This window comes from Dorea sp. AF36-15AT, from assembly GCF_003477705.1.
Taxonomy (GTDB): Bacteria; Bacillota; Clostridia; order Lachnospirales; family Lachnospiraceae; genus Claveliimonas; species Claveliimonas ammoniilytica.
This window is the reverse complement of record NZ_QUDV01000004.1, coordinates 190,065-203,540: the sequence shown is the minus strand read 5'-3', so window position 1 is coordinate 203,540 and position 13,476 is coordinate 190,065. Positions and strand designations below refer to the sequence as shown.

The following is a 13,476-nucleotide window of genomic DNA, read 5'->3' as shown; positions in this document are numbered from 1 at the left end:
CATCCCCTACCATACGCATAGGGAACATTCCCCATTACCACTACTCTTCGATATTAGAAGGCGATTAATCGATCTGTGGTTCAAGAGATTTTAACCTGCCATTGGTACGAGTATTGTACTCTTCCATAAATTCAACGATCTTGCCAAGCGTCGGGCAAACGGTAACTCCTGCATCTTCCAGAGCTGCTACTTTGGATTTCACAGTTCCCATACCACCGCTTACGATAGCTCCGGCATGTCCCATCTTCTTGTTTTCCGGTGCGTACATACCAGCGATGTATGCGCATACCGGTTTCTTAAGTCCAAGCTCTTTAATCTTAGCTGCCGCAAGCTCCTCACTGCATCCGCCGATCTCACCGATCAGTACGATTGCATCTGTTTCGTCATCTTTTGCAAATTCCTCGATAACATCTGCATGGTTCATACCAATGATAGAATCTCCACCGATACCAACACAGGTAGAAAGTCCATAACCCTTGAATGTCAGGTTGGATGCTGTCTCATGTGTCAGGGTTCCGCTTCGGGAAATGATACCGATGTGGCCTTTTCCATAAATATACTCCGGCATGATACCTAATTTGGATTTACCCGGAGAGATAACACCGATGGTGTTAGGTCCGATCACCTTAGCTCCCAGAGTCTTCGCTTCATGTACAATCTGAAGTGCGTCCATAACCGGAACGAACTCTGTGATGATAACCAGTAATTTGATACCTTCTCGCAACGCCTGCAATGCAGCATCTCTTACGAACTGTTTCGGAACGATCAGCATAGCAGCCTCGATCTCCGGGAATTTCTCTCTTGCTTCTGCAACAGTCTCGAATACCGGCACTCCTTCTACTTCCTGTCCGCCTCTTCCAGGAGCCACTCCCGCAAGCAACTTGCTTCCTGTGTCAAGAATATGTTTACAATGAATACGTCCCTGTTTTCCAGTGATACCGATGATCAGCATGGAGGTGTCCTTATCAATCAGAATACTCATAATTATTTGCCCTCCTTTAATTTCAATAATTTCATAGCAGCCTCATCGGTTGTTCCGTATTTTGTCTGCTCAAAGCCCAGTTTCTCGTAGATAGCCCAACCCTGCTCCTGATTAAAGCCACGGCTCTTAACTACAACCGGCTTGGTGCTCTTTAACTCTGTATATGCGCGGCTGATACCTTCTGCCATATCTGCGCAGTTGTTGATTCCACCGAATACATTTACAAATACATAATCTGTCTGTTCATTCTGAAGAAGGATCTTCATAGCCTGGTAAGTCTTTTCAGCTGTAACACCGCCGCCCAGATCCAGGAAGTTGTTAACTGTTCCGCCATAGTGTTTGATGGTATCCATCGTAGCCATACCGATTCCGGCTCCTCCGGCCATAGTTCCGATATCTCCTTCCGGATCCAGTTCTACATAGGTCAGATCATACTTCTGAGCTTCCAGTTCCTGCTCAGATTTCTTCTGTGATGTACGAGGAAGTAATGTATAATCTCCCTGACGATATAAGCTGTTATCATCAATAACCAGCTTACAGTCGATTGCAACCATTTCTCCATCTTCCAGAACAGCCAGTGGGTTGATCTCGATTGTTGTTGCATCCAGACCGAAGCATGCATCTGTCAGCTTCTCAGCGATCTCTACTAACTTATCCAGTCTTTCTGCCGGCAGTTCAAACTTGGCAACTGCCTCACGGAATGCTTTCTCATCGAATCCTGCTGTGCAGTCAAAGCGGAGCAATTTCTCCGGTGAATTTGCTGCCAGATCTTCGATATCCATTCCTCCAAATGGTGTATACAGCATTACCAGTGCACGGTTCTTAACATCCAGTGTCAGTCCCAGATAATACTCTTCTGCGATTGGAAGGAATCCTGTGGAAATAATGCCTTCCATATGTTTTCCGTTAATTGTGATCTTCTCAATGTCTTTCTTTACTTTCAGCAGTTCTTCCGGTGTCTTAACAACCTTTACAGCTCCGTGCTGTCCACGGTGTCCTGCCTGAATCTGTCCCTTTAATACGCAAGGAAATGTAACTTCCGGTGGGATCTCATCGCCCTCCAGAATGACGCCACCATTTGTACGGATGCCGTATCTTTCCAGCTGCGCTTTTCCTTCAATCTCTAAATAGTCCATAAATAATCCTTTCTTTAGAGTCATAGCACCACAACTTAATATGGTGCTATGACAATTTCAATATACATATTAGGAGTAAATCAAAGCCGATTTCATAATTGCATCAGGAATTAATCCCATGCTTTTGCCGGATCCGGAAGATAAGATTCTTCGTATGGATATCCAACACGTGTAATATTCATTAAGTGCTCGTAGTTAAAGTTACCACTGAAGCTGTTGTTACCCCATGATCCACAACCAAGTGTTGTTGTCGGAGGGTATCCGTTTGTCGGGCTTCCGCCACCGGTTGTACCTGCTGGCTGGTTAACGATACACCGAGATACTGAGCAATGGATTCCACAGTACTCAACATGCTCTGGATTGTTAGAGTGAATTGCAACACTGTGTCCCTTTCCTTCGAACTCAAGGTTCTTAACCATGTTAGCAACACCCTCTTCGAATGTGCCATAAGGCATGATGTTGATAACCGGGCAAAGTTTCTCACGGCAAAGGTCATCTCCCTTACCTACTACTGTAGCTGTAGCTCCAAGAACCTTTGTTCCTTCCGGTACTTCGATTCCAAGCTTCTCAGCAATCTTCTCTGCGCTAAGACCTACAACATCACGGTTGATCGGGCCGCCGCCTGGGAAGATACCTTCGCGAAGTTTATCAGTAGCTTCTTTACCTTCCGCATAGTAACCGCCCTGTTTGCGGAACTCTGCGATAAATTCATCAAATTTCTCTTCCGGAACAAATGCTGTCTGCTCACCAAGGCAGATCAGTCCGTTATCAAAACGACGTCCTGCGATGATCTTACCGCATGCTTCTGCGATATCTACATCTCTGTCAACGATAACCTGCACATTGCCCTGGCCTACACCAAGTGAAGGTTTTCCACTTGAGTAAGCAGCCTTAACCATTCCAGGACCACCTGTAGCAACGATCTCATCGACCATGCTCATCAGTTTATTACTGTCTTCCAGTGATACTTCTTCCAGACACAGTACCAGGTCTTCTGGTAATCCAAGTTTAGCCAGTTCTTTACGGAACAGGTCTACAACTACTTTACAAACATTAATTCCACGCGGATGTGGTCCAAAGATAATAGAGTTACGTGTCTTTAATGCAGCTGCCGCATTGCCCATTGGTGTAACAACTGGGTTCGTAGACGGAAGAACCGCACATACAACACCTACCGGTTTTGCAATCTCAAGCATTCTCTTCTCTTCGATTCTGCGGATAACTCCTACTGATTTCTTTCCTTTTAAACTCTCCCAGATCAGAGCAGATTTATTACGGCATTTTGCGATCTTGTCGTTTACATCACCCATACGCGATTCCTCTGCCGCCATCTTACCGAGCATCTCCTGATTGTCATACACTGCCTTACAAACGGCACGTGCCGCTGCGTCAGCCTGCTCCTGTGTAGCAAACTCAAACTGTTTCTGCGCCTCTCTTGAACGTGCAACTAATTCTTCAACTGTGCTCATTTCATTCATCTCCTTAAATTTTTAATAGAATCCATACTTTAAACATTTTTATATCAACGCTGATGCTCCTCAACACCAGCGTTGTAACCATTAATCAATTCTGCCTTATCTTACATGTATGACAGGTGTCCGAACATTGGCCAGAACTTCAGGAAGATATAACCAACGATAATTGCAAGCAGTGCTCTTACAATTACGAATGGAATACCATATCTCATCTGCTTGCTTGCATCCAGTCCACTGCCTACCGTGATAGCACGCACACTTACAGGAAGCAGGAACTCTGCATTGTAACCCATTACTGTAATGAACCAGTATGGTACCGGATTCAGTCCAAGGTTTGTACACAGTGTCAGGATGATCGGAATTGTTACAGCTGCTGATACGGTAGAGTTAGTAAGCTCTGAGATCAGAACTGCTGACAGTACAAATACTACGATGATTGCAAGGTCGCTTGTCAGGTGCATATCTGTGATAACCTTTGCGATACCTGCTCCGGCTCCTGAACCATTTACGATATTACCAAGTGCAAGACCGCCACCGAACAGAAGCATCATGCCCCACAGCATATTTTTCTGAGCATGTTCCCATGTAAGGATTGGGTTCTTCTTATCAGCTGATGTGATAACGAATGACAGCGCACCAAGGATTGCGAAAATGTAAGCAGGCTCCAGTGATGGAAGTGCCTTTGCAAACAGTGGTCGAGCAAATGCACCAGCCATTGCTAACAGGAACAATGTTCCACAGATCTTTTCGTCTCTCTTCATAGTTCCGAGCTCTGCATAAGCTTTCTCAAAGTAATCCTTTGTTCCTTCCAGCTTCTCACCTTTACGTGTGAAGAAGAAGAACATCAGTAAAAGTGTAACAATTGCTGTCAGGATAAAGAACGGAAGGATACGTACGATCCAGTCTACATACATGAACTCATGTCCTGATAGCTCTTGGAAGAAGGAAATAGCAGCTACGTTCATGGCTCCACCGAGTGGAGAACCTACACCACCAAGTCCGGCTCCCCATCCAATACAGAGAAGAATCGGAACTGCCGGAGCTGCTTTCTTGATATCCTCATATCCTGCGGCATGGATCATAGCTACAGCGATAGGTGTAAACAGTGCACATACAGCTACGTTAGGCAAGCAGGATGAGAAGATCATACTTGCAAGCAGCCATACGGTAATTTGAGATTTCATAGAAGGTCCTACCAATGAAAGTACCTTCAGAGCAACTCTCTTGTCCAGTCCTGTTGTTGCCCACGGAATCGTCAGCAAACAAGAACCGAAGATTAGGATGATACTTCCTGATGCATACTGAGCGATAACTCCGCTCTGTTCTACCATACCGAACAATGCGTTAATACCAACCGGAAGGAATGCTGTAACTGTCAGGCTGACTGGCTGTGTTGCCCACCAGAATACCATCCATAATAAAGTACCGATTGCCATTGCTCCAGGTCCTCCGAGCGCACCCTTCAGTGCCACTGAAGCGATCGCAAACAGGACAGGTCCGATGATCAAATAGATCAGTCTTTTTTTTGTGTCCATAATTTAGTCTCCTTTTAGAAATAAAATCTTTTTAAATTTCGTCATTTGCCGGCTGACAAAACTTGTTTCTGAAATAAATTATAGATATATTTCGGCTCGATACAAGCTTTTTCCCGACACTTCGCATTGTTCAAAACAGGATTACGAATCGCGATTTTACATTTCACATTTTGGTTATCAGTTGCAGTATATGCAACCGACTTTCGTATTTCATCATGCATTTTCAAAACAGTATGTGAATGTTATGCATTTCACAATGATTTTTCCATTATTTTTTGTCTATTTTGTATAAAAGTGTAAATGTATTCGTATAAAAACAAAGGAACCGGTACGCCACACTTCCGTGTACGTATCGATCCCTTTTCTCTATATAATCCAATCAGATTACTGCTTCTGTTCCATATTCTGTTTCATATCTGCCAGAATTGTACAATAAATGTATCCGGCAGCGAATTCAGATCCTGCCTCTGAAGCATGCGTGCCATCTTCATAATACATCTCGGTCTCCGGATGTTCTCTCCGGTACTCCCACCAGAACTCTCCTGCCGGAGCTAGCGGCACCTTATATTCTGCGGATGCTTTCTTATAAGAAGCTGTCATTGCAGCCTGTCTGTCTTCTCCGTCACATCTGGTCCACGGAAGATACAGGATCGGTCTCGCCCCCGTCTCTCTGATCCACTGCACCAGTATGGCTATCGATCTTATAAATCTTCTCTCGGATTCGAATGGATTCGACATATCCTGCAGCATCACATAGTCATAATGTCCATAACGGATATTAAACTGTACTTCCGGTTCTTCCACAAGCTGACTCAGCGACCAGCCTCCATGAGCGATCATTGCCACCTCACAGTCATATCCATCCTTTCGGAAACGTTCTGCCACCATCTCTGGCATATCATTAAAAAAAGTATGGCTGTTGCCCACAAAAAGGAGCCGCAGCCGTGTTGCATGTTCGTTCATAATATATCTCCAGTCTGTTAATATGGGTAGTAACCCAGTCTGCCGGATATTCTGGACGCAGTGATCTTAATCGCTTTTTTAAGTTCTGCTTCTCTCTGTGGTTGGCTTAGCGCATTTGCGCTGGTAGAGACACTGATCGCTGCCACCGGATTCCGGTCACGGTCTAAGATCGGTGCTGCAATAGACCCCTTGCCATAAGCCAGTTCGTTGACCAGAAGGCAGATACCCTGCTGACGTTCCTTCTTAAGCTCCTGCATAATCTCATCCACACCTACTTTTGTATCCGGTGTTCTCTTTTCTCTGTTACTTCTCTTTAAGATGTCTTCCGCCTTTGCTTCCGGCATATAGGCGAGCATGATACGCCCCATAGCAGAACAATACATCGGCTGTCTGTGTCCCATCGGCACAAACAGATCCATCGTATGCTCGCAGCAACAGCTGATCAGGTGCATGATCTCCGTGTCATCCTGAACACTCATATGGCTGTGTACGCCATAGCGGAATGAAAGAAGCTGTAATTCCGGAAATGAATAACGGTACACATCGCTGTCCTGCAGAGCTGCACCTGCAAGGGATATGATCTGTGTTCCAGGATAATAGCATCCCGTCTCGTCATCTCTTCGCAAAAATCCCCAGTCCAGAAGTGTATTCAAATGTCTGGACACGGTACTGATGTTCATCCCCAGCCGCGCAGCAATGTCAGATGTTCTCTGCATCGGTGTACGCTCATCAAATGTAGACAAAATTGCCAGTGTCTTGCTAACGCTCTTCGCATCAGATGCTTTTTTCCCTGTTTCGTGTGGATGCTCCATCCGGAGTGCCTCTCTTTCTCAATCTATGCCTTATTATTCCTGTGCCTGGTCTTCCATCCATTTATAAAGTTCATAACGGCTGTTGATTCCACACTTGGAATAAATATTCTGTACATGTTTCTTAACGGTATGATAACTTACCACCAGTTCGTCTGCGATCGCCTTATAAGTCAGTCCCTGACACATCAGTTCCGCTACCCTCTGCTCTGCATGAGTCAGAAGCGACTCTCCGCTTGCACTGATGCTCTTCGGTGCCGGTGACGCTGACACCGACTGCTCCTTCTTCTTCGAAATCGTAATCCAGTGATACCGGTCAATAATTCCATTGGAATAGGTCTGATCATAAGTATATATCTTAAAGATATAATTCTTGATCACCCGAGTCTGCACACGGTCCTCAGCCTGTACATCCTCCTCGCCTCCAAGCAGGAATGGCAACCAGCTGCACGGCGTAGAGCTGTCAATGTGTTCCACCATTGCCTCGCCAAGAATATCTACCAGATACTGCTGGGCGGTCTTATTGTAGCTCATCACATGTGTAAAATCATCTGTCACCAGAAATGCCTTTTCCCCTGATGCAATGATCTCACTCTGAATGTTCGCTATAATCTTCGCCTGTTCATACTTTTTAAAGTTCTTATAGGAATTGGCTACATATACATAAATTTCCTTCAATTCCTCGATCTCTTGTTCTGTAAAATCACCGTCTTCCCTGCTCTTGAAGAATGCTGCCTGAATATACGCATTGATTCCAAAAGCAAGTGTCACACTGTAGTGCTTCCGAAAATTCTCTTCCAGAAAACGGACATATGGTGAATTCTCATAATCCTTTTCTCCGATCACATCCGTTGCCTTGTACAGCCTTGGCTCCACATTGAAATAGGTCAGGTGATCTCTTACAGCCTCAATATAAATACGATAACGCACTACATCATTCTCCATAAATCTGCGGTAAGGATGACCTTCATAGTCTAGCAGTGCACCGCTTCGGTTCGTCCATGACAGGAAATTGCCATGGGTATCAAAATAAGAGATCAAAATATCATTAAAGCCAAAATTGCGGTACAGACTATCCAAAAGAACGGTACTGAAAAACTCCCTCGCCGTAATCTGATATTCAGACATCTCTGAAAAAAAGTTCATCTGATTCGCATTCTCGTTCCCCATCATTCTCTCAAGTACCTCCAATTCCTGCCTCTGTATGCTATCTATTCTATCATTATAACATTGGAATTTCCATATCCATAGCAGGTGCTTTCTTGCCAAGGAATTTCTCCAGACATCCTACAATGAACGCATGATCCTTCTCGTGCGCCAGTGCAGACACTGTGATCACATGCGTCATGCAGCCATTCACACGGATCGGGAATCCGCCGCCGCACAGCTTATACTCTTCGTAGTTCAGTCCAAAATCCTCTACCAGACTTCTTCCAAGGAAATGCGCTCTTGCTGTTGCAAGAAGTGAACTGCACTCCATATAACTTACCATGTTAAACTTACGGTCTGTCCAGTTCTGGTGATTCAGATTTGCACCCTCTGATGCATATGCAAATATGATATGTCCATTCATTTTGCGAATGCTGACAGTAAGATCGATCCCCTGATTCCTAATCTCTTCTACCATAATATTGCCAAGCTTCCATGCGTCCTCACTGGTAAATGAATCAAACTGCAGGATCTTCTCCTGTTCTGAAAGTATACGAATTGCCTCCTGATAATCTGTTGCCATATTTATGCCCTCCTGTATCTAGGTACTGTTACCTATTTTTAGTCATTTTTACTATACTTCTATTGTTATATAGGCGTCAATAAGGCGAATTGGCTAATTTTTATAAATTACGCAAATCGTACAATAGCATTATCACACATGTTTAAATAATAACAAGTTTTACGTAAGATTTCAAATTATTTTTGTCTTATTGCAATGTTTCCATAATACCAAAAGAAAGGACAGCACTTTACTGCTGTCCGGATATGGATACTATCCATGTACTCAGGATGAATCTTATGTCAGCTCAGTCTACCCGCAGCATGCGGTAACCGATACCGATATGGGTCTGGATATACTGTGCAGAGCCAGAATCTGCCTCCAGTTTTTTCCGCAGTGTCGCCATAAATACCCGGAGCGATGCGATATCCTTTTCCCAGCTGCTTCCCCATATCTGCTGCGTAATATACGTATGCGTCAGAACTTTCCCCACATTATGCGACAGAATACAGAGCAGCTTATATTCAATCGGCGTCAGGTGCAGTTCTTCCCCTTTCAGGTAAGCACAGCCTGCCGCATAATCGATCTTCAGGTCCCCATTTATAAATACCGATGCCCCTGCTTCCGTTCCTGATCGCATCAGTTTTAACCGGCGTTCGGTCACTCGCAGACGGGCAAGCAGCTCCTCAACGGAAAATGGTTTCGTCAGATAGTCATCTGCACCTGCGTCCAACGCCTCGATCTTATCAGATTCCTCACTTCTGGCACTGATCACGATAATCGGCATGTTGGACCATGTTCTGATTCTTTTAATCACCTCAATACCATCCATATCAGGAAGTCCAAGATCCAGAAGTATGATATCCGGATTATGGGATGCTGCCTCCATGACAGCTTCGTTTCCGTTTTCTGCGGTCAGATATTTATAATCATGCGTCTTTAACGTCGTGACGATCAGATTGCGCACCGGTCTGTCATCTTCCACTGTCAATATCAATGTTTTATTCATTTAATGTCACCTCACTGACTGGTAATGTAAAAGAGAAAATACAGCCATGTGGCTGATTATCTGTCAGGGTCAGTTCTCCACCATGTGCCTCTACAATGGATCTGCTAAGTGCAAGTCCAAGACCAAGGCTTCGACGGCTGTCTGCAACCGTGGTCTTACCGACATAGAACATTTCAAACACATGCGGCTTCATGGCATCCCGGATGCCCCCTCCATTATCTGACACTCGGATACAGACTTTATCCCCCTGTCTATGGGCACTGATCTGTATCTTAGAACCCTGCTGTGTATATTTAACTGCATTTTCGATCAAATTAACCAATACTTGTATGATAAGCCGCGCATCCATACGCGCCAGTAATAACTCTTCACAATCTGTGCCGATAACATGCTCTCTGCCCAGACGGCTGACGTGGCGTACCGCTTCATCCACTACCTCATCTACCAGCTGATCTGTCATGTTCAGTTTCAGCCGGTTATCATTCAGTCTTGTAACAGACAGAAGATTTTCTACCACTCCGACAAGCCATTCTGCATCATCATAAATGTCTGTGTATATCTGTTTTCGTGTGGCATCATCAATCCCTTCCTCATTATGCAGAAGCGTATCTGCATTGCCGGAAATAGCACATAACGGTGTGCGCAGGTCATGTGAGATGGATCTGAGGAGATCTGCACGTAGCTGTTCGTTCTTGGCCAACACAGCCGCTTTTTCCATCTCTTTTAAATGATGCACATTATCCATAGCAAGTGCACATTCATTTAACACAGAACGTACCGTACTATACTCAAAAGAATCCAGAGGCTTCTGCGTCATTGGTATACCAACTACGCCGTAGACACTATCTTCTTTACAGATTGGCATATAAAGGCTTCTTGCCTCTTTGCAGTAATCGGTTCCGATACCGGCACTTTTCCGGTTCTTCAGAACCCATTCTGCCGCCGCATGTTCTGACGCTTCCAGCAGTCTGATATCCTTTCCTCTTGCTCCGCCGGCATAAACCGTCCCCTCTGAAAGCCTGTCATCTTCCACAAGATAGGCAACGATACTGCAATCAAATAGTTTGGTCAGCTGTTCACACGTTGTACGGAGGATATCTTTTTCATCTCTTTTCCTCTGGATCAGGCGGTTCGTATCAAACAATACCTGTATCCGAAATGCCTGTCTGGATGACACCTCCGCATGTGCTTTTAACTGGGCAGCCAGTGTACCGGTAATAATTGCAGCAAGGAGCATTACCGCAAATGTCACCGGATATCCCACTGCATAAGTCTGAAAAGAAAGCCGCGGTTCTGTCAGGAAGAAGCCAAACAACAGCACACTCAGAAATGCGCTTACAACGCTATATACATACCCCTTGGTAACCACTGCAGTCAACAATACCCCCAGGATATATATCATGACAATATTCGTATCTGTAAATCCAAGCTTAAAAAAGCAGAATCCGACCGCTGTGCATATTGCAAGCATCAAAGCAGTGAACGCCAGATCTTTGCAATATCCTTTCTGGTAAAAAGCAGTTTTCATAACTCTGGCTGGCACAGAATCATCATATATCTTGTACTCTTTCTCATTATCTCTCCAGTTTTTCAGAAAAAATCCTTCAAATTGATTAGCTGAAATCCATCCAAGTACGGCCACAAATGGAACACTCAATGCCAATACAGCTCCAACTCCCATAACTTCCACCTCTGTCTCTGTAATTATAACATTAAATCTTAAAACATTTCTGGATTACTTTATATTCTCCAAGAACTATCAATGTAATATGATCTGTCAACACGGTTTCTGGTGAAACTATTTCATGTATTTTACCATTTTCTTTGACCGCCATGATATTAATATTATATTTTTTACGGATATCCAGTTCACCGACCGTTTTTCCCAGCCATTTTTCCGGAACTTCCACTTCAAAAAATGCATGTGTATCATCTACTTCTACGTAATCCAGGATATGGTCAGACGCATAACGAATCGCTGTCCACTTAGCAATCTGTTTTTCCGGATATACCACTTCATCCGCACCGTTCCGCAGCAGGAATTTTTTCTGTACATCCCGCTCTGCCCTTGACACGACCAGTCTTGCACCCAGTTCTTTTAATAACGATGTTGTTTCCAGTGAATTTTGGAAATTGCCGCTGATCGTCACAATGCATACATCAAAATTACTGATTCCCAGTGATTTCAGGAAATTATAGTTGGTGCTGTCTCCAATCTGTGCATTCGTAACATACGGAAGCACAGTATTGATTCTCTCTTCATCAATATCCACTGCCATAATCTCATGTCCCAGGCTATTCAACTGGATTGCAATGTGTTTTCCAAATCTTCCAAGACCAATTAACAATATATTTTTCATCTTTCTGTCTCCTTATCCAACATTTACTTTTTCTTCCGGATATCTTGCAATATATCTGCTTTTCTCCGGAACAGCTGCATAGATCAGTGTCAGTCCCCCAACACGGCCAAAATACATCAGTATGATTAAAATGCCTTTCGACACTACTCCCAGACCTGGCGTCACGCCAAGTGTCAGCCCTACTGTTCCGACAGCTGATGCTGTCTCAAATAAACAGGCGGATAACGGGAGATGCTCTATGACGCTGATTGCAAAAGCACCGCAGAAAAACAGCGCAATATACATTCCTGCAATCGTTGAAGCATTTCTCACAACCTCATCCTTGAGTCTCCGGTGAAACACCTGGATCTGATCCCTTCGCCGGAACGTTGCAGCCGCATTGGCGATCATCACCGCAAAGGTGGTCGTCTTCATTCCTCCTGCCGTCGATCCCGGTGCACCTCCGATCAGCATCAGTATGATCATGAGAGCCTGGGATGCTCCTGACATTGCTGCCAGGTCTGCCGTATTATATCCTGCTGTTCTCGTTGTAACAGACTGGAACAGTGCATTCCACACACCATGCATACCTGTAAGCCCCCGGAAATCTTCAAAATAAAAGAACACTGCCGGAACCACGATCAGAAATGCTGTGGTACACAGGATCAGTTTACTCTGCAGCCGGTATCTCTTCCACTGAAAACGATTCAGATAAATGTCTTCCCATGTCAGAAAGCCGATTCCACCTATGATGATCAATAGCATAATTGTTATATTGATCACGCCATTTCCACTGTAGCCGGTAAGTGAAGCAAATTGGTGTGTCTTTGTTCCCAGAATATCAAACCCTGCATTACAGAACGCAGATATCGAGTGAAATACTGCCATCCAGATTCCACGCATTCCATATCTGCTGCAGAACGATGGCATCATAGCCACTGCTCCTGTTATTTCTATCAGAAATGTCCCACCCAGGATAAAACGGGTCAGTCTTACGATACCGCCCACCTGCGGTGCTGAAATTGCGCTCTGCATAACGCTTCTCTGCATCAGCGAAATCTTTTTCCCTGAAAGCATTGCAAATGCCACCGCGATCGTAATAACACCCAGACCGCCGATCTGGATCAGAAGTAATATTACAGCCTGTCCAAACATCGTCCAATAGCTTCCGGAATCTACGACCACCAGTCCTGTCACACATACTGCTGACGTTGAAGTAAACAGCGCATCAAAAAATGGCGTTATCTTTCCTGATGTACTGGAACATGGCAGCATAAGCAGGAATGCACCTGCCAGGATTACTCCTGCAAATCCCATAATGATGATCTGAAACGATGTCAGATGTTTTTTTAGTCGCATATATCTACGCATAGTACATAAAACTCCTTTATCTTCATTCCGTTTAATACTATACGAGTCTTTATCTTAAGATGGTATAAGGGTATTTCCATTTGTATTAAGATAGTATAAAGAACGGACAGCAATATTCTGCTGTCCGAATAGATATTACAGGAATC

At 44.4% G+C, this 13,476-nt stretch carries 12 protein-coding genes; all 12 read right to left on the bottom strand.

Going from position 1 to position 13,476, the window contains the following annotated elements; genetic code table 11:
• Nucleotides 1-64: 64 nt before the first annotated feature.
• Complete coding sequence (gene sucD / locus DWZ93_RS08320) at nt 65-982, bottom strand: succinate--CoA ligase subunit alpha (RefSeq protein ID WP_118383968.1); 918 nt, start codon at nt 980-982, stop codon at nt 65-67.
• A gap of 2 nt (nt 983-984) precedes the next feature.
• Nucleotides 985-2,118 (bottom strand): ATP-grasp domain-containing protein, encoded by a 1,134-nt coding sequence (locus tag DWZ93_RS08315; RefSeq protein WP_118383969.1) that lies wholly within the window; start codon nt 2,116-2,118, stop codon nt 985-987.
• A gap of 110 nt (nt 2,119-2,228) precedes the next feature.
• The gene (locus tag DWZ93_RS08310) at nt 2,229-3,587 is read right to left on the bottom strand and encodes an aldehyde dehydrogenase family protein (RefSeq protein WP_243061225.1); all 1,359 of its coding nucleotides are present in this window, start codon (nt 3,585-3,587) and stop codon (nt 2,229-2,231) included.
• A 110-nt stretch (nt 3,588-3,697) separates the two neighbouring features.
• A complete protein-coding gene (locus DWZ93_RS08305; protein WP_118452560.1) occupies nt 3,698-5,128 on the bottom strand; it encodes an SLC13 family permease in 1,431 nt (476 codons plus the stop codon).
• Between the two features lie 384 nt (nt 5,129-5,512).
• Nucleotides 5,513-6,091, bottom strand: coding sequence for an SGNH/GDSL hydrolase family protein (locus DWZ93_RS08300; RefSeq protein ID WP_118452559.1), 579 nt, complete (start codon nt 6,089-6,091; stop codon nt 5,513-5,515).
• A gap of 17 nt (nt 6,092-6,108) precedes the next feature.
• The gene (locus DWZ93_RS08295; RefSeq protein WP_118452558.1) at nt 6,109-6,903 is read right to left on the bottom strand and encodes an IclR family transcriptional regulator; all 795 of its coding nucleotides are present in this window, start codon (nt 6,901-6,903) and stop codon (nt 6,109-6,111) included.
• Between the two features lie 33 nt (nt 6,904-6,936).
• Nucleotides 6,937-8,073 carry a response regulator transcription factor gene (locus DWZ93_RS08290; protein WP_243061222.1) on the bottom strand — a complete coding sequence of 379 codons (1,137 nt, stop codon included), beginning with the start codon at nt 8,071-8,073 and terminating at the stop codon, nt 6,937-6,939.
• 49 nt (nt 8,074-8,122) lie between these two features.
• A complete protein-coding gene (locus DWZ93_RS08285; protein WP_118383974.1) occupies nt 8,123-8,632 on the bottom strand; it encodes a heme-degrading domain-containing protein in 510 nt (169 codons plus the stop codon).
• A 286-nt stretch (nt 8,633-8,918) separates the two neighbouring features.
• The gene (locus DWZ93_RS08280) at nt 8,919-9,620 is read right to left on the bottom strand and encodes a response regulator (RefSeq protein WP_118452557.1); all 702 of its coding nucleotides are present in this window, start codon (nt 9,618-9,620) and stop codon (nt 8,919-8,921) included.
• Nucleotides 9,613-11,301, bottom strand: a complete 1,689-nt coding sequence (locus DWZ93_RS08275) for a DUF4118 domain-containing protein (protein WP_118452556.1) — start codon at nt 11,299-11,301, stop codon at nt 9,613-9,615. Before DWZ93_RS08275 ends, DWZ93_RS08280 begins: the two co-directional genes overlap by 8 nt.
• A gap of 31 nt (nt 11,302-11,332) precedes the next feature.
• Nucleotides 11,333-11,980, bottom strand: a complete 648-nt coding sequence (locus tag DWZ93_RS08270; protein ID WP_118452555.1) for a potassium channel family protein — start codon at nt 11,978-11,980, stop codon at nt 11,333-11,335.
• A 12-nt stretch (nt 11,981-11,992) separates the two neighbouring features.
• On the bottom strand, nt 11,993-13,330 hold the full coding sequence (locus DWZ93_RS08265) for a TrkH family potassium uptake protein (RefSeq protein ID WP_118452554.1): 1,338 nt from the start codon (nt 13,328-13,330) through the stop codon (nt 11,993-11,995).
• Between the last annotated feature and the right edge of the window lie 146 nt (nt 13,331-13,476).